This window comes from Embleya sp. AB8 (assembly GCF_049739465.1).
Taxonomy (GTDB): Bacteria; Actinomycetota; Actinomycetes; order Streptomycetales; family Streptomycetaceae; genus Embleya.
Window position 1 is genome coordinate 379930 of record NZ_JBMHHY010000004.1, and the last position, 22143, is coordinate 402072.

General features: G+C 72.6%; 13 protein-coding genes and 1 pseudogene. 7 read left to right on the forward strand and 7 right to left on the reverse strand.

What is annotated here, in order from left to right:
- Window positions 1–644 precede the first annotated feature (644 nt).
- Entirely contained in the window at window positions 645–2186 is a 1542-nt protein-coding gene (locus ABIA38_RS08390) for an FtsW/RodA/SpoVE family cell cycle protein (protein ID WP_424637853.1), read from the forward strand.
- Between the two features lie 109 nt (window positions 2187–2295).
- Here the strand turns inward: ABIA38_RS08390 and dctA are convergent.
- Window positions 2296–3675, reverse strand: a pseudogene (gene dctA, locus ABIA38_RS08395) (C4-dicarboxylate transporter DctA); the annotation flags it as partial.
- 186 nt (window positions 3676–3861) lie between these two features.
- On the opposite strand from dctA, the gene ABIA38_RS08400 reads away from it, so the two are divergent.
- The 3 genes from ABIA38_RS08400 to ABIA38_RS08410 all read left to right on the forward strand — a co-directional run bounded on the left by ABIA38_RS08400 (window position 3862) and on the right by ABIA38_RS08410 (window position 8060).
- On the forward strand, window positions 3862–5511 hold the full coding sequence (locus ABIA38_RS08400; protein ID WP_424637824.1) for a sensor histidine kinase: 1650 nt from the start codon (window positions 3862–3864) through the stop codon (window positions 5509–5511).
- A complete protein-coding gene (locus tag ABIA38_RS08405) occupies window positions 5508–6221 on the forward strand; it encodes a response regulator (RefSeq protein ID WP_424637825.1) in 714 nt (237 codons plus the stop codon). Before ABIA38_RS08400 ends, ABIA38_RS08405 begins: the two co-directional genes overlap by 4 nt.
- Before the next feature lie 267 nt (window positions 6222–6488).
- The gene (locus ABIA38_RS08410; RefSeq protein ID WP_424637826.1) at window positions 6489–8060 is read left to right on the forward strand and encodes a sialidase family protein; all 1572 of its coding nucleotides are present in this window, start codon (window positions 6489–6491) and stop codon (window positions 8058–8060) included.
- Between the two features lie 270 nt (window positions 8061–8330).
- Here ABIA38_RS08410 and ABIA38_RS08415 read toward each other — a convergent pair whose 3' ends face one another.
- Entirely contained in the window at window positions 8331–9227 is an 897-nt protein-coding gene (locus tag ABIA38_RS08415; protein WP_424637827.1) for a polysaccharide deacetylase family protein, read from the reverse strand.
- A 151-nt stretch (window positions 9228–9378) separates the two neighbouring features.
- Between ABIA38_RS08415 and ABIA38_RS08420 the strand changes: the two genes are divergently transcribed.
- Window positions 9379–10419 (forward strand): TetR family transcriptional regulator, encoded by a 1041-nt coding sequence (locus ABIA38_RS08420; protein WP_424637828.1) that lies wholly within the window; start codon window positions 9379–9381, stop codon window positions 10417–10419.
- A gap of 133 nt (window positions 10420–10552) precedes the next feature.
- Window positions 10553–13234: an ATP-binding protein gene (locus ABIA38_RS08425; protein WP_424637829.1), complete on the forward strand. Its 2682-nt coding sequence runs from the start codon at window positions 10553–10555 to the stop codon at window positions 13232–13234.
- Window positions 13235–13279: 45 nt separating this feature from the next.
- Here ABIA38_RS08425 and ABIA38_RS08430 read toward each other — a convergent pair whose 3' ends face one another.
- The 5 genes from ABIA38_RS08430 to ABIA38_RS08450 form a co-directional block, all read right to left on the reverse strand.
- The gene (locus ABIA38_RS08430; protein WP_424637830.1) at window positions 13280–15373 is read right to left on the reverse strand and encodes an acyl-CoA dehydrogenase family protein; all 2094 of its coding nucleotides are present in this window, start codon (window positions 15371–15373) and stop codon (window positions 13280–13282) included.
- 170 nt (window positions 15374–15543) lie between these two features.
- The gene (locus ABIA38_RS08435; RefSeq protein ID WP_424637831.1) at window positions 15544–17148 is read right to left on the reverse strand and encodes an MFS transporter; all 1605 of its coding nucleotides are present in this window, start codon (window positions 17146–17148) and stop codon (window positions 15544–15546) included.
- 252 nt (window positions 17149–17400) lie between these two features.
- Window positions 17401–17949, reverse strand: a complete 549-nt coding sequence (locus ABIA38_RS08440; protein ID WP_424637832.1) for a hypothetical protein — start codon at window positions 17947–17949, stop codon at window positions 17401–17403.
- Window positions 17946–19403 (reverse strand): ATP-binding protein, encoded by a 1458-nt coding sequence (locus tag ABIA38_RS08445; RefSeq protein WP_424637833.1) that lies wholly within the window; start codon window positions 19401–19403, stop codon window positions 17946–17948. Before ABIA38_RS08445 ends, ABIA38_RS08440 begins: the two co-directional genes overlap by 4 nt.
- 26 nt (window positions 19404–19429) lie before the next feature.
- Window positions 19430–20110, reverse strand: a complete 681-nt coding sequence (locus ABIA38_RS08450; protein WP_424637834.1) for a response regulator — start codon at window positions 20108–20110, stop codon at window positions 19430–19432.
- Between the two features lie 122 nt (window positions 20111–20232).
- On the opposite strand from ABIA38_RS08450, the gene ABIA38_RS08455 reads away from it, so the two are divergent.
- On the forward strand, window positions 20233–21183 hold the full coding sequence (locus ABIA38_RS08455) for a D-alanyl-D-alanine carboxypeptidase family protein (RefSeq protein WP_424637835.1): 951 nt from the start codon (window positions 20233–20235) through the stop codon (window positions 21181–21183).
- Window positions 21184–22143: the final 960 nt, after the last annotated feature.

Below are 22143 nucleotides of genomic sequence, written 5' to 3' on the forward strand. Positions count from 1 at the left end.
TCGCGTCCGCAGGCGGCCTGCGGCCGGCCGTCCTCAAACGCCGGACGGGCTGGAGTTGTCAGCCGCCCTCGCGTCGGCAAGTGGCCCCCAACGCCGGACAGGCTGGAGTTGTGAGGCCGCTGTCCCATCCGCAGTCAGGCGTTTGATGACGGAAGACCACCGGCCACGTGTGGAAACGATGGTGGGTCGCAACACTGTCAGCCCGTCCGGCGTTTGAGGACAGGCGGGCCGCAAGCCGCTTGCCCACGCGACGGCAGGTCGCCACCCTCAGCCCGTCCGGCGTTTGAGGACAAGCGGGCCGCAGGCCACGTGCCCACGCGACGGCGGGACACCGTGCCCAGCCCGTCCGGCGTTTGAGGACGGCAGGCCGCAGGCCGCCCGCCGAGGCGACGGCGGGCCGACAACCCCAGCCTGTCCGGCGCTTGAGGACAAGCGGGCCGCAGGTCGCGTGCCCGCGCGACGGCGGGACACCGTGCCCAGCCCGTCCGGCGTGTGAGGACAACCCGATCGTGACGATCGACCGTCGGGCGAATTACAGTTGCTTTGTTGCGCAATTGAGCAACCAGTACTCTGCGTCGCGCGTCCATTGCAGCACGACCGCGCCGCGACGGCGTGTCCGGATGACGAATGGAACAGGCGTGCGGATGGATGACCAGCAGTTGGCGGCCCGGGCCCATCGGTTGCGCAATATCGAGCTGTTCATGGTCCTGGGCGCGATCGCGGTGTCGACCTACGCCGGCGTGGAGACCGAGTTGGCGCTGCGCGGTGGGCTTCCGCACGGATTCGTGCTGCACCTGGTCGGGCTGTGCGTACCGCCGCTGGCCGCGCACCTGGCCGTGCGGCGCTACGCCCGCTTCGCCGATCCGCTGATTCTGCCACTCGCCGTGTTGCTCAGCGGGCTCGGTCTGGTTCTGGTACACCGGCTGGACATCTCCTACAAGGAGACGTACAAGTCGACACCCGCCGCGTCCGGCCAGGTGTTGTGGCTGACCATCGGCATAGCCGTGTTCATCGGCGTCACCGTCTTCGTCAAGCACCACCGGCTCTTCCAGCGCTACACCTACCTGCTGATGGCGGGCAGCATGGTGCTGCTCGCCGCACCCGCGTTCTTCCCCGGCGACACCTACGGCGCCAAGCGCTGGATCCGGCTCGGCGGCCTGTCCTTCGAACCGGACGAGCTGACCAAACTCGCGCTCACCGTGTTCTTCGCCGGCTACCTCGTGGTGCACCGTGACGCGCTCGCCCTGTCCAGTCGCCGATTCCTGGGCATCGAACTGCCGCGCGGGCGCAACCTGGGCCCGGTGCTGGCGGTGTGGATCGCCGGCCTGCTGGTGCTGATCTTCGAGCGCGACCTGGGTACGTCGCTGATCTTCTTCGGGATCTTCGTGGTGATGCTCTACGTCGCCACCGAACGCACCAGCTGGCTGATCCTCGGCCTACTTCTGGCCGGCCTCGGCGCGGCCGTGGTCGGCAAGTTCGAGCCGCACGTGCACGGCCGGGTGGTGGCCTGGCTGCACCCGATGGACATCTACCTGCCGCACCCGCCGCCCGGCCTGATCACCGAACAGGGCGCGCAGGCCCTGTTCGGCTTCGGCAGCGGCGGCCTGGTCGGCACCGGACTGGGCCAGGGCCACCCGGAGCTGATCGGCTTCGCCGGCCGCAGCGACTTCATCCTCACCACCGTCGGCGAGGAACTCGGCCTGGCCGGTGTCACCGCCGTACTGGTCCTCTACACCCTCCTGGCCGTCCGCGGCCTGCGCACGGCGCTCGCGCTGACCGACCCGTTCGGGAAGCTGCTCGCGGCCGGCCTGGCCACCGCGTTGATCCTGCAGGTGTTCGTGGTCGCCGGTGGCGTCACCGGGCTGATCCCGCTGACCGGCAAGGCGCTGCCGTTCCTGGCCCAGGGCGGTTCCTCCACCCTGGCCAACTGGCTGTTGGTGGCGATACTGGTCAAACTCAGCGACGCCACCACCCGCCCGCTGCCCGCCGGGCCGCTGCCGGCCACGATCGGCGCCGGCGTCGAGATCACCGGGGGGCCGACCCCGCCGCCGCCTGCGGAACCGGAAGCGGGCCCGAATCCGGACCCGAATCCGGAACCGGACCCGGAAGCGGGCCCGAAACCGGAAGCGGACCCGGAGCCGACTTCTCGATCACGACGCCCGCGGACGCCACGACCGATGGTGTGACCTCGGCGATCTCGGCGACCTCCTGGATGCCCGGGAGCGGCGGCACCGGCTCGCCGGCGAGCACCTTCCGGGCCCGGTCCCGGTCCAGCACGCCCTCCCACGCGGCCACCACCAGGCTGGCCACGCTGTTCCCGCACACGTTGGTCAGCGCCCGGCACTCGCTCATGAACTTGTCGATGCCAAAGATCAGCATGATCCCCGCCACCGGCACGTGACCGACCGTGGACAACGTCGCGGCCAGCACGATGAACCCCGAACCGGTCACCCCCGCCGCCCCCTTGGAGGTCAGCAACAACACGCCGATCAGCCCGAGTTGTTGCCCGAGCGACAGCGGCGTGTCGGTGGCCTGCGCGACATAGAGCGCGGCCAGCGTCAGATAGATGCAGGTCCCGTCCAGGTTGAACGAGTAGCCGCTGGGCACGGTCAGCCCGGCCACCTGGCGGGGTACGCCCAGGTGTTCCATCTTGGTGATCACCCTCGGCAGCACCGACTCGCTGGAGGAGGTGCCGAGCACGATCAGCAACTCGTCCTTCATATAGCGCAACAACTGCAGGATGTTCAGCCGGATCGCCGCAAGCACCACGCCGAGCACCACGAGCACGAAGAACAGGCTGGTCCCGTAGAAGATCGCGACCAGCTTGCCCAGGCTGGTCAGCGTGTCGATCCCATACTTCCCGACGGTGAACGCCATCGCGCCGAACGCACCGACCGGCGCCGCGTACATCACGATCCGCAACACCGCGAACAACACCCGCCCGGTCTTCTCCACCCCCACCGCGATGCCCGCGGCGGGCGGTCCGACCAGCTTGATCGCGATACCGAACAACACCGCGAAGAAGAGCACCTGGAGCACATCGCCGTTGGCGAACGCGCCCACCACGCTGCTCGGCACCAGATCGGTGAGGAAGTGCCACCAGGACTGCGCCTCGCCCTTGTCGATGTAGCCCTGCGCGGTCGAGGAGACCTTCATCGAGCCGACCTGGGCGTGCACTCCGTCGCCGGGGCGCAGCACGTTCATCACCACGAGCCCCAGGATCAGTGCGACGGTGGTCAGCGCCTCGAAGTAGACCAGCGACTTCCAGCCGATCCGGCCGGCGCTGCGCAGGCTCTCCACGCCGGCGATCCCGGTCACCACGGTGACGAAGATGATCGGCGTGATGATCATCTTGATCGCGTTGACGAACGTGTCGCCCAGTGGGCGCAGTTGCTCGCCGGTGCCGGGCCACGCGGCGCCGACCACGACGCCGGCGAGGATGCCGACGAGCACCCATACGTACAGCCGTGTGTACCACGGTTGCCGTGCTGTACCGGCGACCTGAGCGGTCGCGGTGGCCTGGGACATCAGGGGCCTCCCGGTCGAGGGTGTGGGGCGGGCTGCGTGCTGCGGCCGGCTCGCGTCGTTCGGTCGGGACGCGGAAACATCGGCGTAACAGCGGGTTACGCGTCGTAGAGTGGCGCGCCGTCGCAGTCCTCGGGGGCTTACGCGCATTACGCGCACCGGAAGAAGCACCGGAGGAGGCACCGGAGGAGGCACCGGAGAAGGCACCGAGAGAAGCAGCTGGAGCAGCAGCTAGAGAAGCGTGGGAAGAATCCGAGCGAATCGCCGGAAATACGGTGAAACGTGGATATCGGGGGGCCTTGCGCGCCGGGGTGGACGTGCATCGATAATTCGGACGTGTCGAACCAGAGCATCGCCCGGCAGGTGCTGCTGTGGCAGCTCGCCCTCGTCCTGCTGCTCGTCGTGGCCGGCGCCGGCGTGGCCTTCCACGTCGTGCGCCGCTCCGGCGAGGAGACCGCCCGCGAGCGCGCGCTGGACGTGGCGCGCACCCTCGCCCGTTCCCCCGGAGTGGCCGAGGCGGCCACGAGCGCCGACCCGACCGCCCGGCTGCAACCGATCGCCGAGGCGATCCGCAAGGAGAACGACGTCGACTTCGTGGTGGTGATGAGCGTGGCCGGGATCCGCTACACCCATCCCGACCCGACCCGGATCGGGAAGAACTTCCTGGGCCACATCGACGCCGCCGCGCACGGCCGCACCTCGACGGAGACCTACACCGGATCCCTCGGCCCGTCCGTGCGCGCCGTGGTCCCGGTCCCCGGCGGCCCCGACGGCCGCCCCGCCGCGCTGGTCTCGGTCGGGGTGACCAATCGCCACGTGGACGCGCTGATCGGCGAGGACATCCCGCTGCTGTTCACCGTCGCCGCCGGCGCCCTCGCGCTGGCCTGCGTGGCGAGCATGGCGGTGCACCACCGGCTGCGCCGGCAGACGCTCGGCCTGGGGCCGGTCGAACTGCGCCGGGTATACGAGCACCACGACGCGGTCCTGCACGCGGTCCGCGAGGGCCTGCTCGTGGTGGACGCCGCCGGGTGCCTGGTGCTGGCCAACGACGAGGCGGTGCGCCTGCTCGACCTGCCGGCCGAGCCGGAGGGGCGGCACGTGGGCACGTTCGGCCTGGACGAGGCGCTCGCCGACACGCTCGCCGCGGGCCGCACCGTCAGCGACGAGATACACCTGTGCGGCACCCGCGCGCTCGCGGTCAACATCAGCCCGACCGGACGCGACGGGCGGATGGTGGCCACCTTCCGCGACCACACCGAACTGCGCGCCCTGGTCGGCGAACTCGACCAGGTCAAGGGCTTCGCCGACGCACTGCGCGCGTCCGCGCACGAGGCGGGCAACCGGCTGCACACCGTGGTCGCGCTGGTCGAACTCGGGCGCGGCGACGAGGCGATCCGCTTCGCCACCGGCGAACTGGCCGCCGCCCAGGACCTGGCCGACGAACTCACCACCGCCGTCCAGGAACCGGCCCTGGCCGCCCTGCTGTTCGGGAAGCACGCGCAGGCCGCCGAACGCGGCGTGCAGCTGACCGTGACCGGCGGGGCGGACCAGGACCGCGACGACCCGGACGCGGCGAACCCGCTCGACGCGCTGGCCGCCCGATTCGACCCGCGCGACCTGGTCACGGTGCTCGGCAACCTGGTCGACAACGCGATCGACGCCGCGGTGTCCGCACCGCCGCCGCGCACCGTACAGGTCACCGTCGGCGCGGATCCGGACGCGGACGGCGCGGGCGGCCTGCTGCTGCGGGTGGCCGACAGCGGCCCCGGTATCGACGAGCCGCTCACCGCCCGGGTCTTCGAACGCGGTTGGAGTACCAAGGAGGCGTACGGCTCGCAGGGTCGCGGGCTCGGCCTGGCCCTGGTCCGGGCCACCGTGGCCCGGCACGCGGGCACCGTGGAGGTGGCCCGGGGCACCGCCGGCGGCGCGGTGTTCACCGTGCGCCTGCCCGCCGTACCCCGCCAACGCCCGCAGGGGGACGCGTGATTCGCACCCTGGTGGTCGAGGACGACCCGGTCCTGGCGGACGCGCATGCCGTCTTCACCGGCCGCGTCCCCGGCTTCGAGGTGGTCGGCGTCACCGGGAGCGGTACCGAGGCACTGCGCCTGCTGTCCACCCGCCGGGTCGACCTGGTCCTGCTCGACCTCTACCTCCCGGACCTGCACGGCCTGGACCTGTGCCGGACGATGCGCGCCCAGGGCCACGAGGCCGACGTGGTCGCCGTCACCTCGGCGCGCGACCTGCGCCTGGTGCGCTCGGCGGTGTCCCTGGGCGTCGTGCAATACCTGTTGAAGCCGTTCTCGTTCGCCGCGTTCCGCGAACGCCTGGACGGCTACGCGGAATACCGCCGCCGGATCGGCGCACCCGACACGGTGCCGGCCGGCACCGGGCAGCAGGACGTCGACCGCGCGTTCGCCGCGCTGCGCCGCACTTCGGATGCGTCGCCGCTGCCCAAGGGGCTGGCCGCCGCGACATTCGAGGCGATCGTCGCGCAACTGGGCAGCGGGGCACCGACGTCGGCTGCCGACATCGCCGACGCGGTGGGCATCTCCCGCCCCACCGCCCGCCGTTACCTGGACCACCTGTCCACCCGCCGACTGGTCTCCCGGGAACCGCGCTACGGCGGCGCCGGCCGCCCCGAGTACATCTACCGGTGGCACATCCCGCCGACCTCGTCGGAGCTGCCGCGGCCGTAACCGCTCGGGCCGGTTCCGCCCGAACGTACGGTCCGGGCGAAGGCCGGCGGAGAGCCGCGCGGCGCCGACGAGGCCAGTGGACGCGGACCGCTGCCGGCGGCTCGGCGCATACGAAGTCTTTGCCACGGGACGGAAGTTCGTACCGTTCACGGTGTTGTCGGGTGCTTCGTCGGCCTGACAACATCTCGCCTCGTACGCGTAGGTACCGCTCTTTCGCACCAGTGAGAACAGGCGTATCGGTTTCCTGACCGATCGAAGGGATCCGTCATGCGGATGCGAACAACCTGGGCGGCGGCGACCGCGATCCTGCTGTGCGTCACGCCGTTGGCCGCCGGCCCGGCCGGGGCCGCCGGTCAACCGCTTCAATCGGCCTCGCCCGGCGACCCGTACGCGAACTGCCGGATCGGCGCCTCCGGGACCGGGGTCAATGCGCCCTCCGCCGAGGTCGAACCCTACGTCGCGGTCGACCCGCGACACCCCGACCACACCATCACGGTGTTCCAGCAGGACCGTTGGTCCAACGGCGGCGCCCGCGGTCTGATGTCCTCCTCGACCACCGACGGGGTGCACTTCACCGAGACCCCGCTGCCGTTCAGCGCGTGTGCGCCCGGCGGCGCGAAGTACGAGCGCGGCTCGGACGCGTGGGTGTCCTACGGCCCGGACGGTGTCGCCTATGCGAGCGGCCTCAGCTTCGACGCGAACGGCCCGCGCAACGGGGTCACCGCCGCGAGCACCTACGACAACGGCCGTACCTGGCAGGACCTGCGCTCGGTGATCGCCGACAACGACGCGACCATCACCAACGACAAGAACTCGGTGACCGCCGACCCGCGCCGGCCGGGCACCGCGTACCAGGTGTGGGACCGCATCGACCAGGTCGCCACCGGGCCGAACGCGCACTACAACGGGCCCGCCTACCTAGCGATCACCCACGACCACGGCAAGACCTGGTCGCCGGCCCGGCCGTTCGTGGACACGGGCGCGATTCCCAACTCGCAGACCATCGGCAATGTGATCGTGGCCGACGCGCGCACCGGGACCCTGTACGACTTCTTCGAGTGGCAGACCTACTCCGACGCCACCGGCACGCAGGCCACCGATCTGCACTACGCGGTGGTGAGTTCGACCGATCAGGGCGAGCACTGGACCAAGCCGGTCACCGTCGCGGTGGACACCGGGATCCTGGAGGTGCACCCCAACGCGCCCACCGATCCGAGCAAGGCGCTGCGCGGCGGCAGTGGGCTGCCCAGTCCGGCCATCGATCCGGAGACCGGCGAGCTGTATGTCGCCTACGAGGGCACCGACTTCACCGGCGGCGCCTACGACGCGATCCAACTCACCCACTCCACCGACGGGGGCCGCACCTGGTCCGGGCCGACCCGGATCAACCAGGCCCCGAACGCCCCCGCGTTCACCCCGTCGATCGCGGTCGACCGGCACGGGACGGTGGCGGTCGGCTACTACGACGTGCGCTACCTGACCCCCACCGACACCACCACGTTGCCCACCGCCGCGTGGCTGGTCACCTTCCCGCGCGGCGGCGAGGAGTTCCCGGCCGAGCGCCGCATCTCGGCCGTCTTCGACTGGGAGGCCGCGCCGTACGCGGGATGGGGCCACTTCCTGGGCGACTACGAGGGGATGACCCTGGCGGGCGACCGCTTCCGGCCCGTCCTGGTCGAGGCGAACAGCCTCGCGCCGCTCGATTCCACGGATGTCTGGACCGGGACCTTCAAGCCCGTCGTGATCCAGGGCGCGGCGGCCCCGCAGCACGCACTCACCGCGGCCGCCGCCCCGAACCGCGCCGCGTCGTTGGCCGCCGCACACCGGCTCCAGCGCTGACGCGGGGGCCTACGCGCTGCCTGGTCGCGTGCGGGCCCACGCGGCTCGGCCTGCGGCCTGCCTGTCCTCAAACGCCGGACGGGCTGGATTGATGCGGTCCCGTCCGGCGATTGTGGCCGGCCGAATGTCAAGCGGCGCTCGGCCAGGAGAGAGCGGCCCCATCAGCTGGAAAAAATTGGCTCCATCAGCCCGTCCGGCGCTTGAGGACAAGCGGGCCGCAGGCCGGCGGCAACGCGATCCGGGTGGCCATGCGCATCGCGCGAGGCCGGCTCAGGCCTGGACCGCGTCCGAGAGCTTGACGAACTTGTAGCCCTGTTGCAGGAGTTCGGGTACGGCCAGGCGGATTCCGGCGGCGGTGCCGCCGTGCGGGTGGTTCATGTGACCGATCACCACGGACCCCGGCCGGACGTCCCGCATGGCCTTGTGTACCTGTTCGGGGTTGAACGTCGCGCCGCCGTCCGCGTTGACCTGGAAGCTTGCGAACCGCTCGCCCAGGTCGGTGACGATCCGCGCCGCCACGTCGTCGCAGTAGGCCGTCCCGGAACGGAAGAACCGCGGTGGGTGGCCCAGGAGTTCGGTCAGCTTGGCCCGGTTGCCGGCGATCTCGTCGTAGACCTCGCCGGCGTCCTTGGTGCCCGGGATCCCGTAGGCGGACTTCCCGGAGACGGACAGCGGCAGATGACTCGTGCCGTGGTTGGCGATCTCGAACAGCGGGTCGGCGGCGAGTTGCCGCAGCAGGGCCGGATTCTCGTCGATCCACCGGGAGTTGATGAACAGCGTGGCCGGCACGGACCGTTCGTGCAGGAAGTCGATCAGCGCCCGGTCGTAGTCGCCGCCGCCCTTGCCGCCACACGCGTCGAACGTCAACGCGGCGACCTTCGCGGTGCCCGGCAGTCGGGTCAACGATCCCGGCACCTCCAGACCCCAGCTGCTCGGCACCTGCTTGCCGTACTTTGCGACGATCTCCGCCCGAGTCGGCCCCGCCACGGGCGGCGGCGCGGAGTTCGGCGGTGCCTGCGTCCCGGACGGCGCGGGGCGGGCCGGCGCCGGGGCCGCCGGTGTCGAGTTCGCCGCGGCGGGCTTCCCCGAGCCCGAACCCGAATCCGAACACGCCGCCAGCAGCCCACCCAGCGCCGCCGCCAACACCGCCCGCCGGCCCACGTCCATCGCGCCACCCTCCACCCACGCGCGACGCCACCCGCCACGCGGGTTCACCCTAGAAGATCGGCGCACCCCCGGCGGACACCCACACGCCGGCACCGGGCGGGCCCGTCGTGGCGCGCCGCCCGGTGTCGATGCCGGGCGGTACGGTCCTGCCATGGCGGCCCACCTCGACCCGACCCTGGATTGCCCGAACGCGCCGCTCGTGGCCGACTTCCGGAAGACCGCCCTCGGCTACGTCGACGAGCCGCCGCCCGCGCCCTTCAAGACCCGCGCGGAGTGGCCGGCGCACGTCGCGCCGGACGAGGACCCCAACGCCCGGGACGCGGCCCGGTTGTGCGATCCGGACGGGGTGGGCCCTCGGCTGTCCATCCCGACCGTGCCCGAACCGAAGACCGCGAGGAACCGCCTGCACCCGGACATCCGGGTGCCGTGGCACGCCGATCCCGTGCAGGTCGCGGCGGCTCGATGGCCGAGCTGCGCGGCGGCGCCGTCGTGGTCGAGCGCGGTTGGCATCGCGGGGTCGGCGAATCGCCGGATCGGGGACAGTAGGCTGGTAAAACGCCCCAGAGAGTCCGAGCAGAGGTGCCCGATGACGTCGCTGTCCCCCGCGAAACCGACGGTCGGCATCCGCGAGCGCAAGAAGGCCCGGATGCGTGCGGCCATCCAGGGCGCGGCGCTGCGGCTGTTCGACGAACGTGGTTTCGATGCGACCACGATCGAGCAGATCGCCGAGGCGGCGGAGGTCGCGCCCAGCACGGTCTTCCGGTACTTCACCACCAAGGAGGACCTGGTCCTCTCGGACACCTACGACCCGCTGTTCTTCGAGTCGTTGCGCACCCAGCCCGCCGACCTGAGCCCGATCCGTGCCCTGCGGGCCGCGCTGCGCGACACCCTCGCCGCGATGTCGGCGCAGGAGTTGGCGGAGGCCCGGCGGCGCACCGTACTGGTCCTGTCGGTGCCGGCGCTGCGCGGCCTCAGCTTCGCCAACTTCGTGCAGGTGATGCGTACGGTCGGGGAGTGCGTCGCGGAGCGGTCCGGGCATGCCGTGACCGATCCGGCGCTGCGGGCGTTCACCTCGGCCGCGTTCGGGATCATGCTCGACACGATGGTGCGCTGGGCGGACGAGCCGGATCTGGATCTGGCCGGCACCCTCGACGAGGCACTCGGGCTGTTGGAGGCCGGACTTCCCCTGTAGGTCCCGACGGCGAGAGTGGGTCCGAACGGCGGGCCTCCTTCCGTACACCCAGCATCCCCCGCACTGTCACTACCGGTCAATGGCTGGTTACGGGTGGTTGACGAAGTTGCGGCGCCCGAGGTTTCATGCAGCGGTGGGAGAACGTGTGCAGACCGATATATGGGGGCGCGCAGAGGCCATGGAGTTCATCGAACGAGGTCCGGAATTAGGCAGGTTACGCACCGCGCTCAAGGAGTGCGCCGAGGCCCAGGGCGGCATCGTCCTGGTCGAGGGCGCCGTCGGTTGCGGCAAGAGCGAACTGCTCGGCTGGGTCGGCGAACAGGCCGCGACGAGCGGCGCGATCGTCTTGTCCGCGACCGGGTCGGCCGCCGCCGGCACCCGACCCCTGGGCGTATTAAGGCAGTTCCTCGACGGCCCGACCCTGCCGGGCAGACTGGTCGGCCCGCTGGAGCGGCTGATCGACGACGGCGATCTGCCGCGCGCGGCCCGCCGGTTCACCACCGCGCTGCACGAAGTCGCCCGCCGGCGACCGGTGGTGGTGTCGCTGGACGATCTGCACCACGCCGACGGCGCGTCCGTGCACTGCCTGCTGCACCTGGCCCGGCACTCCGCCCGGTCCCGGGTCCTGGTCCTGCTCGCCCGCTCCCCGGGCCTGGCCCTGCAGGACCCGCAGCTGGACACCGAGTTCCTGCGCCAACCCGCCCTTCGCCGCCTGCGGCTCGCCCCGCTGGGCCCGGCCGGGGTGGCCGAACTGCTCGCCGAGGGATTCGCCCCGCCGGGCCCCGAACGGGCCGAGGATTTCCACGAACTCACCGGCGGCAACCCGCTGTTGCTGCGCGCCCTGGTCGAGGAGTACCGCGCCGCCGGCTGCCGACCGGGGACCGGGTTGCAACCCGCCCCGGGCGGCCCGTACAGCCAGGCGGTACTGACCTGCCTGCGGCGCGGCGGCCCGGGGGTATGGCGCGTGGCCAAGGCACTCGCGGTGTTGAACCATCCCGCGTCGGCCGAGCTGCTGGGCCGGCTCGCCGGCACCACGCCGGTGGCCACCGCACAGGCCCTCGGCGCGCTGACCGGATCGGGCCTGGTCGAGCGCAACCGGTTTCGTCCCGCCGCCGCCGGCGCGCTCCTGGACAGCCTGGATCCGACCGAACACGGCGCGCTGCACCGGGATGCCGCCGTGCTGCTCCGCACCGAGGCCGCACCCGCGTCCCGGATCGCCGCGCACCTGCTCGCCGCCCGCGAGGCGCCCGACACCTGGGCGATCCGCGCGCTGCGCGAGGCCGCCGAGGAGGCGTTGTCCCGGGACCTGGCCCGGCGGGCGATCGCCTATCTCGAACTGGCCGCCGAGCAGTGCCGCGACCCGGGACTCCGCGCCGAGACGCATGTCCGGCTCGCCGAGATCAGCTGGCGGATCAACCCCAGCGCCGCCGAACAGCTGTGCCTGGCCGAGCCGTTGGCCGCCCTCGCGGTCGGCGACCTGCCGGTGTCGAGCATGACGCCGCTGGCCCGCCTGCTGCTCGCGCACGGCCGGCTCGACGCGGCCCGCCGAGTCTTCGACCACCTCCGGGAACACACCGACCCCGACGCCGAATGGGTCGAGCACGTGCGGTCCGACCTGCCGAACCCGTGGGTGGGCCACACCCGCCCACAGACCCCGCTGCCCGATCCGGCCGAGCGACTCGACGCCGCCGAACGGCTGTTGCGCGTATCCGGCCTGACCGACGTGACACTGGCCCCGATCGTTGCCGCGATCCACCTGCTGATCGACCGGGACCGGGCGAGCGTCGCCGAGGCGCACTGCCGGATCCTCCTCGCCGAATCGATCCGCCGCGAAGCCCCGGGCTGGGCCGCGGTGTTCGGCTCCGCGGGTGCCGAAGCCGCGCTGCGCCAGGGCCGGTTGCCGGATGCGGAGAACTACGCCCACCAGGCCATGGCGGCGCTCCCCGAGCGCACCGGAAGCCTGTTCCTGGGCGGGCCGTTGGCGAGCCTGATCTCCGTCTACACCGCGATGGGCGACTACGAGGCCGCCGCACGACAGGTGAACCAACCGGTCCCCAAAGCCCTGTACTCCAGCCTGCACGGGCTCGCCTATCTGCGCGCCCGGGGCCGGTTCCACCTGGCCACCGACCGGGTCCAGGCGGCCCTCGCCGACTTCCTGCACGTGGCCTGGCTGGTCCGCGCGTGGGGCGTCGACCAGCCGTTCCACATCCCGTGGCGCACCGACGCCGCCGAGGCACTGCTGCGCCTGGACGAGCCCGACCGGGCCGGCCGTCTGGTGATCGAGCAGTTGCGGCTGTGCGGCCCGGGCGGCGGCCGAGTCCGCGGCACCACCCTGCGGCTGCGGGCGATGACGGTGGACATCGCCGAACGCCCGGAGTTGCTCAGCCAGGCGGTCGAGGCGCTGCGCCAATCCGAGGACCCACTGGAGCTGGCCCGCACCCTGGAGGCGCTCGCCGAGTCCTACCGGGCGCTGGCCGAACCCGCCAGGGCCGCCACGCTGCAAAGCCGCGTCTGGCGCCTGACCCGGGACTGCGGCAAACGACCGCGCTCGCGCACCGTCGCGCACGCCTACGCCGACCTGCTCACCGGCACCGCCCCCGGCTCGGCCGCCACCACGACCGCCGACCTCAGCGAATCCGAGAAGCGGGTCGCCGCGCTGGCCGCCTCCGGCTACAGCAACCGGGGCATCTCGGAGGAACTCTTCATCACGGTGAGCACGGTCGAACAACACCTGACCCGCGTCTACCGAAAACTCGACATCAAGAACCGCCGCCAACTCCCCGCCCACCTACGCATCACCTTGAACCGGGTCTGACCCGGTCCGCCCCACCCCCGGTCCGCGCCTACCCCCGGTCCGCCCCTACACCCGGCCCGGCAGCACGAACGCCCGGGCCAGCAGGTCGCGATGCAGCGTGCCGGCCGCACCGTCGAACGAGTCGGCCGGGTACGACGCGAACCCGGCGGCCGGCTCGCCGCTGCCCGGGATCAGCGCCGTGGTCGGGCCGAGGCCGAGCAGGTCGAGGACGATCGGCCCGAAGTCCTGGGCCAGTTCGGCGCCCAGCAGCCCGGCCGCGGCGGCATACGGGCGAGCCGCCGGGCCGGGCACAGACAGTGCGTCCGCCGTCGACACCAGGCGCAACGCCTGGGTGCGGACCACCAGTTCGGCCAGTGCCGCCCGCGCGGCGGAGCCTCGCGGACCGGCCGCGGGCTCCGGGTCGGCCGCCGTACGCAGCACCGTGATCAGGTCGATCAGGTCCCGGTGCAACATGGCCGCCAGATCGCCGCGCAGGATCGGCTCGGCGGCAAACGTCTCGGTGATCACCGGCCAACCCCCGTCCACCACACCGATCCTGGCCGCGTCCCGGACCCGGACCTGGTCGAGCAGGACGACACAACCACTCTCGCCGGCCGGGGACCGGCTCGGCCGTATCGTCACCCCCGGCGCGTCGGTGGGCACCAGGAACACGGTGAGCCCACCGTGCGCGGTCTCCGCCTCGGGATCCGTCCGGGCCGCCACCCACAGGTGGTTCGCCCGTTCCGCGTCGCGGATCCACAACCGCTCGCCGGTGAGGGTCCAGTCCGCCCGATCCCGCTCGGCGGCCACCCGCACCGTCGCCGGGTCGAAGTCGGCCGCCGAGGTGCGATGGGTCGGCGCGATGCGTACCGCGCCCCGCCGGATCGCCGGCAACAGGCGCGCCCGCTGTGCGGGCGTCCCGTACCGCGCGATCGGCGCGCCGAACACCGTCGCGGTGGTCAGCGCCTCGGTGATCGGCAGCCGATGCCGGCACGCCTCCTGACGCAGCGCGAACCGCTCGGCGGCACTGCCACCCGCGCCCCCGTCGGCGACGAACCAACCGTGCCCGGCCAGTTCGGCCACCGTGTCCGGATCGTCCGCGCCCGAGACGGCAAACACCGGCCGCCCGGCCACCACCTTGCGCACCGCCTGCCGCAGGGCGTCCCCGTCCGGCCCCAACCACGGCTCCGGCAGCCCGAGTTCGGCATCGGCATCGGGGTCGAGCAGGCGATCCGCCACATCCCCACCGGTCGACGCGAACGCCCGTACATAGGCCAGGTCGACCTGCACCCGACCGTACAACCAGGGCGCCTCGTGCTCGTCCACGCAACTCGTCGGGCCCACCGGGTGGTGCGCGCCGAACCGTACGCGCGACGCGGCCCGCCGCACCTGGGCCACCGCCAACTCGGCGGCCAGCACCCAGTCCGCCCCGCCCTCGGCATACCGGCGCACCGCGTCGGCCACGAGCAGTTCGCCCGCGTCGAGTTCGACGCGCCCGGCCACCGCCCGCTCCCGCGCCGCGTCCGCCCCACAGGCGTGCGCGAGCACCGCCGCCGCGCCCCGCTCGGCCGCGCCGAGCGCCCGGGCGGCCAGGCCGAGCCGGACCAGGGTCAACATGCGGTCGGCCTCGGCGGCGGATTCGAGCAGCGCGTACGCCAACGGCGGCCCGAGCCGCACCCGGCGCCACCCCGGCCCCACCGGGCCCTCGACGGGGTCCGCCGCGGCGATCCGGTACAGCCCCACCGGGCCGCCGCCGTACGGGAGTCGCAGCACGTGGGTGGCCGCCGCACCGGCCTCGACCAGGCAGTCCACGCCCGCCCCGGGCCCGTCCGGCCCGCCCGGCAGCGCGGTCACCACCCGGACGCCGCCGTCGCCGATCGCACCGGCCAGTCCGGGATACTCGGCGAACAACCGCGCGGCGACGAACCCGTCCAGCACCGGCAGCGGACACGCGGCCCGCCCGAGCGCCCGGACCAGGCCGATCACCTCGGCCAGGGCGTCGTCCCCGCCGAGGTCGAACCAGCCGTGCGCGGCGCCCACTTCCCACAATCGGTCCAGGTCGCCCCCGGCCGCGGCGGCGGCCGTACCCCAGTGCCGGGCGATCAGCGCCGCGGCGCCGGCGGCGAACTCCCCGACCTCGTCCCGGTTCGACCCGTCCATGTCGCGGCTCCCTTCGGCGGTGGGCCGGTACGGATCCGACGGTCCGCACGACGACACCCGCGATCCGGTCGACGCCGAACCCACGCGGGAGGCGGCGGTACGGCGGTCAACCGGTTGGCTCGGCCAGCGTATGAACCCGGCCGGCCCGGCGGAACCCCTGACTGTCGCCCTTACCCCACGTACCGGTCCCGGCCCCTACTCGGCCTGGAGTGACCCACGGGCTCCGCGGCCGGCCCCGCCGTCCGCACCGGCCCGGACGGCATGAACACCAGCGCCAACACCAGCCCGAGCAGCGCGATGCCCCCGGAGAGCAGCAGCGCGAGGTCCATCCCGTGCACGAACGACGCCCGCACCGCCGCCGACATCGACGCCGAGTGCAACCGCTCGGCGACCTCCGTGCCGCCGAACACCCCGGACCGGACGGCATGCCGATCCGCCCCGGACAGTTCGGGCAGTGTGGGCAGCTCGGGCAGTACGGCCGGCCCGGGCAGCCGATCCCGATACCCGGTCAGCAGCACACTGCCCAGGATCGCCGAACCGAGCGGCGCACCGACCTTGTTCACCGCCTGGAGCACCGCCGCCTCGACCCCGCTGCGCTCCGCCGCGACCTCGGCCAGCGCGGCAGCCGTCGACGTGGCCATCGCAAGGCCCATCCCCGCCCCACCGAGCCCCATCCACAACGCGACGAACCACCCGCTCGACCCCACCCCGGTCGCACCGCCGAGCAGCAGACCACCCGCCATCACCGCGAAGCCGAGCGCCACGGCGAACTTCGCGCCCAGCCGCCGGGCGACCCGATCCGCGGGCACCGCGCCGAGCACCAGACCGCCGATGATCGGCAACAGCCGTACGCCCGAGCCCATCGCGTCGGTGCCCCGAACCGCCTGGAAATACTGCGGCATCGTGAACAGCACACCGATGTTGGCGAACACCGCGATCCCGATCAGCAGCACACCCCACGTATAGGGGGCCGACCGGAACACGCCCGGATCCAGCAGGGGTTGCCCGCCGGGCCGGGCACCGAGCAGGTGTTCGTACCGTCCGAAGGCGGCCAACACGATCAGCCCACCGCCGATCGGCGCCCAGGTCCCGACCGCGGCCCAGCCGTACTCCCCGGCCTCGATCAGCCCGAACGTCACCCCCACCAACCCGCCCGTGGACAGCAGTACCCCCACCAGGTCCAACCGCCGCCGGCGCCGCGCCGCCGCCTCGGGCACCAGGACGACCACCACGGCCACCGCGAGCAGCACGATCGGCACGTTGATCAGGAACACCCAGCCCCACCACAGGTGAGTGAGCATCCAGCCGCCGAGCAGCGGACCCAGCGGCAGGGCCAGGAAGTTCGCCGCCGACCAGACGCCCACCGCGCGAGGCCGCTCCGCCACGTCGAACAGCACGGTCAGCGCGGACAACGCCATCACGATGATCCCGGCCCCGCCCACCCCGAGCACACAGCGGGCGGTGATGAACTGCGCGGGAGTACGGGCGTACGCACAGGCCGCCGACGCGGCGGCGAACAGCAGCAGCGCGCCGAGCAGCACCTTCTTGTGCCCGAACCGATCGCCGAGCAGGCCGGCCGGGAGCATCGAAGCGGCCAGGAAGAGCAGATACGACGCCGAGAACCACTGCAGGTCGGCGGCATCGGCGCGAAGATCGCCGGCCAACCTCGGCAGCGCGACGCTCAGGACCGTACCGTCCAGCCCCACCGCGAGCATCGCCAGACTCAGCGCCGCCAACGCCCACCACCTGCGTCGTTCCGCGTCCGCCTCGTGCATGCGATGTCCCCTCGTCGACGCATGGGTCAATTCCGAGAGTCAACACTAATTTCGGAGTCAGCTCTCACTTCGAAGCGTACTCCTGTTTCTTGCGGCCATCAGGGCATGCCGAAACACCGTCCGACGGACAAGGCGGCCGGACGGTCACGGACTGCTCAGGGGTTCAGGGGTTCAGCGGGTCAGCAAGGCTGCGGAGCAAGCGGAGCAGCGGGGTCAGCAGAGCGGCGGAGCGGCCATCCGGTGCGTGCGCCCTCACGGCGCCGCCAGGTTCGGGCACACCCGGTTCTCCGCACGCTGTACGGGAGTGATCACCGATACGGGAGTGATCACCGATACCGTCCTCGACGCGTCGGCCGGGAGCGCACGGCCGGCCGCCATCCCGGCGGTGCACACCAGTTGGTCCAGGGCCGTCTCACTGAGCGGACTCGTACCGCCCAGTTCGATCCGGATCGTTCGAGGGTCGAGCGTCACCCGCGCGGGGGCGGCCGACCCGGGGATCTGTGTGGTCAGCCCGCCCCGGGCCTCGTCCGGCGTCGGCCCCGCGAACAGCAGGTCGAGCGCCGGCTGCGGCCCGTCGCCGGCGGGGGACGAGCGCAGCACGGCCCGAACCCGATGGCCGTCCGCCAGGTACACGTACACCCCGCCCGGGTGGCTCGCGTCACCCGGCTCCACGATCCCGGTCGCGGGCATCCCGGCATCCACCGCGCCGGTGGTCGGAATACCGCACCCGGCCCCGACGGCGAGCAGCACCGCAGCGAGCGCGGGCAGCGCGGGCAGTCGGAATCGGGCCGCGCGCCTCACGCGTCCTCCTCGGTACCGGCGCGCTCGCCGGCCGGAGTCGCGTGCCGAGGCAGTTCCACCGTGAACACCGCGCCTCCGTCGGGTCGGTTCGCCGCCGTGATCCGCCCGTCGTGCAGCCGGACGTTCTCCAATGTGATCGCCATCCCGAGCCCGCTCCCGGCCGAGCGCGCCCGGGCCGCGTCGGCCTTGAAGAAGCGCTCGAAGACGCGGTCCAACGTGTCCTCGGCCAGCCCGGGACCCCGGTCGGCGACGGTCAGCACGGCCCATTCGCCGTCCGCGCGCCGCTCGGCGGCCAACCGCACCTCGACCGGCGGCGCGCCGTGCCGCAGCGCGTTGCCCACCAGGTTGGCCACCACCACGTCCAGTCGGCGCGGGTCCACCTCGGCCCGGATCCCGGCCGGCAGCTCGGTGGTCACCCGGTCCTGCCAGCCCCGCGCGGCCAGGCAGCGGCGTACGCCCTCGGCCAGGTCCAGTTCGTCCAGGTGCAGCACGGCGGCGCCGGCGTCGAATCGGGAGATCTCCATCAGGTCGTCCACCAGTCGGGTCAGCTTGCCGGTCTCGGCGGAGATCAGGCGCAGCGCGGCGGCGGTGTCCGGGTCCAGTTGCTCGGCGGCGGCGTCCTCGTCCAACACGTCGGTGACCGCGGTCATCGCCGCGAGCGGGGTGCGCAGTTCGTGCGAGACGTCGGCGGCAAACGCGCGGGCCCGGGCCTCCATCGTGCGCAGGCGCTCCTCGTTGCGTTCCAGGGCGGCTGCGGTGTGGTTGAAGTCCCGGGCCAGTTCGGCGAGTTCGTCCCCGCCCCGGATCGTCAGCCGGGTGTCCAGGCGACCCTGGGCCAGCCGCCGGGTGGCCCGTTGCAGGGCCCGTACCGGCCGCAACACCCCGCCCGCCACCACCAGGGCCAGGACCAGTGCGAGCAGCACCGCGGGCACCGCGGCGTTGCGTGCCGCGCGGACCAGCGCGGCCTCCTCCTTGACCTGGGCGGTCATCGGCGCCATCACGTAGACCTCGAGGCCGGAGGGGCCGTGCCTGCTGGGGTCGGCGAAGGTGATCGGCACGCCGACCGCCAACCAGAGGTTGCCGTCCCGATGGAAACGCTGGAAGGCGGTCGCGATCCGCCGGGTGACGGTGTCGCGCAGGTCGGCCGGGATCCGGCCGGGTTCGAAGCGGTAGTCGGTGGACGCCCACGCGCCCTTGAAGCCGACCGACACGGTCCAGTGGTCGGTTCGCCCGCGCGTGTCCACCGCCGCCACGATGCGTTCCAATGCCACCTGGTCCGGCGGAAACGGCACCGCCGGCGCCGCCGCCTCGACCCGGTCGCGGACCGAGCGCACCATCGAGTCCTGGGCGCGCTGCAACATCGCGGTACGCGCCTCGCGATAGGTCAGCGCGGCCGTGGCGAGCGCGGCGAACGCGGCCACCAGCAGACAGGCCGCGGTCAGCCGTATCCGCAAACCACGCCACCGGGAGAGCGGCCGGGTCACAGCGGGCCGAACCGGTAACCGAAGCCGCGCACGGTCTGGATGTACCGGGCCGGCCGGTCGGCGTCCTCGATCTTGATCCGCAGTCGCTTGACGCACGCGTCCACGAGTCGGCTGTCGCCCAGGAAGGGGTGTTCCCACACCGCCTCCAACAGCTGCCCCCGGCTGAACACCCGGCCCGGGGCGGCGGAGAGCGCGAGCAGGAGCCGCAGTTCGGAGGGGGCCAGCGCGACCGGCTGCCCGGCGCGCAGCACGGTCAGCGCGGTGCGATCCAGGGTCAGGTCACCGTGTACCTCGCGGCGGCCGATCGGCCCGGCCGACTCGGTACGGCGCAACACCGCGCGGATCCGGGCCTCCAGGACCCGCGACTGCACCGGCTTGACCACGTAGTCGTCGGCGCCGGCTTCAAGGCCGAGCACGATGTCCAAGTCCTCGTTGCGCGCGGTGAGCATGATCACCGGCAGGGTGCCCGCGTGCCGGATCCGCCGACACACCTCGAAGCCGTCGATCCCCGGCAACATCAGATCCAGCACCACCAGATCCGGATCGAAGCCCGCCACCGCGGCCAGGCCCTCCTCGCCGGTGTGCCGCACCTGCGCCTCGTAACCCTGCCGGCGCAGGCCGAGCGCAAGACCCTCGGCCACGGCGGGGTCGTCTTCGATCAACAGCACACGAACCATCCGATCAGTATCGAGTCACCCACAGCCGCGGACCGGCTCCGGGGTGGCGATCGAGCAGGTTGTGACAGAACGGTCTTGTTCCGGGCCGGATCCGGTCATCCCGGCTCGCCAGGGTCTGGACCATGACCTTCCGCGCCCCCACCCCAACCCCCCGGCTCCGCCGCCGCGCCGCCGGCCCGATCGCCCTCGCCGTGGCCGCGCTGCTCGCCCTCACCACCGGTTGCGGGCACGAATCCGGGCCGGCCACCAAGACCGCGCCCGCCACCCTGGCCGCAGGCCCCCAGGAGATCCGCCTCACCCCGGCCTGGCCCACGGACGGCCAGGCGGCGATGGCGATCGACGGCGTCCCGACCCCGATCACCTCCGGCACGGCCAAGCCGACCCCCACGGCAAGCGTGGCCAAGGTGATGACGGCCTACGCCTTCCTCAAGGCCAAGCCGCTCACCCCCGGCACACCCGGCCCGACCTTCACCATCTCCTTCGAAGAGGCCGCCCGCTATCCCGACCGCGTCCGCCGCTTCGAAAGCCTGACCCCGGTAACCCCCGGCGAAGCCTTCACCCAACGCCGCGCACTGGAAGCCCTGATGGTGGTCTCGGCAAACAACATCGCCCACGAAATCGCCCGCTGGGTGGACGGCGGCGACGCGGCCTTCGTTGCCCGCATGAACAAGACCGCCCAAGACCTGGGCATGAAGGACACTCTCTACACAGACCCGAGCGGCTTCGACCCGACAACCGTGAGCACCGCCGCCGACCAGGTAAAACTCTTCACCGCAGCAATGCGCGACCCGGCCTTCGCCGGCATCGCCGGCGTCCCCAGCTACACCGACTCCGGCAAAGCCACCAAGTCCAACGGCAACACACTGCTGGGCCACGACGGCGTAATAGCCGGCAAAACCGGCTTCACCACCCCGGCAGGCGCCAACCTGGTCTTCGCCGCCCAACGCGACCTGGACGGCCACAAACAACTGGTGATCGGCGCGGTAATGGCCCAACACAAGGGCAACACGGCAGCAGCCGCAGTAAACGCAAGCGAAACCCTGATCCAGTCGGTGGGAACACCGTCAACCTGAACCACCTCAACGCCGGCGCGGGCGGCGGGCGGCGGGCGGCGGGCGGCGGGCCGCGGGCGGCAGGCGGCGGACGGCGGGCCGCGGGCGGCAGGCAGCGGGCCGCGGACGGCAGGCAGCGGGCGGCAGGCAGCGGGCCGCGGACGGCGGGCCGCAGGCGGCAGGCAGCGGGCCGCGGACGGCAGGCAGCAGGCGGCAGGCAGCGGGCCGCGGACGGCGGGCCGCAGGCGGCAGGCAGCGGGCCGCGGACGGCGGGCCGCGGGCAGCGGACGGCAGGCGGCGGGCAGCGGGCAGCGGGCAGCGGGCAGCGGGCAGCGGGCCGCGGGCCGCGGGCGGCAGGCAGCGGGCCGCGGACGGCGGGCAGAGTCCACCGCAGCCAACGAACCGAACTGCACCAACCCAGCCCGGCCCGCGACCGGCCAGCCGGCGAACCGAACTGCACCAACTCCAGCCCGGCCGGCGGCCGGCCAACGAACCAAACTGCACCAACTCCAGCCTGGTCAGCGGCCGTCCCACAGAGCCCACCGCAACCAACAACCCGAACCAAACCAACTCCAGCCCGGCCGGCGGCCAGCGGCCGGCCGACGAACGGAACCACAGCAACCCCAGCCCGGCCGGCGTTTGAGGCCACTCGGCCGAAGGCCGGCCAGCCAGCCCAACCGCAGCCGAACCCGAAGCCACACCAACCCCAGCCCGGCCGGCGGCCGGCGGCCAGCCGACGAACGGAACCACAGCAACTCCAGCCCGGCCAGCGCTTGAGGCCACTCGGCCGAAGGCCGGCCAGCCAGCCCAACCGCAGCCGAACCCGAAGCCACACCAACCCCAGCCCGGCCGGCAGCCAGCGGCCAGCCGACGAACGGAACCACAACAACTCCAGCCCGGCCAGCGCTTGAGGCCACTCGGCCGAAGGCCGGCCAGCCAGCCCAACCGCAGCCGAACCCGAAGCCACACCAACCCCAGCCC

Coding starts and splice junctions, on each gene's coding strand:
- ABIA38_RS08390 (WP_424637853.1), top strand. CDS start 645: ATGGATGACCAGCAGTTGGCGGCCCGGGCCCATCGGTTGCGCAATATC.
- ABIA38_RS08410 (WP_424637826.1), top strand. CDS start 6,489: ATGCGGATGCGAACAACCTGGGCGGCGGCGACCGCGATCCTGCTGTGC.
- ABIA38_RS08415 (WP_424637827.1), bottom strand. CDS start 9,227: ATGGACGTGGGCCGGCGGGCGGTGTTGGCGGCGGCGCTGGGTGGGCTG.
- ABIA38_RS08420 (WP_424637828.1), top strand. CDS start 9,379: ATGGCGGCCCACCTCGACCCGACCCTGGATTGCCCGAACGCGCCGCTC.
- ABIA38_RS08430 (WP_424637830.1), bottom strand. CDS start 15,373: ATGGACGGGTCGAACCGGGACGAGGTCGGGGAGTTCGCCGCCGGCGCC.
- ABIA38_RS08435 (WP_424637831.1), bottom strand. CDS start 17,148: ATGCACGAGGCGGACGCGGAACGACGCAGGTGGTGGGCGTTGGCGGCG.
- ABIA38_RS08450 (WP_424637834.1), bottom strand. CDS start 20,110: ATGGTTCGTGTGCTGTTGATCGAAGACGACCCCGCCGTGGCCGAGGGT.
- ABIA38_RS08455 (WP_424637835.1), top strand. CDS start 20,233: ATGACCTTCCGCGCCCCCACCCCAACCCCCCGGCTCCGCCGCCGCGCC.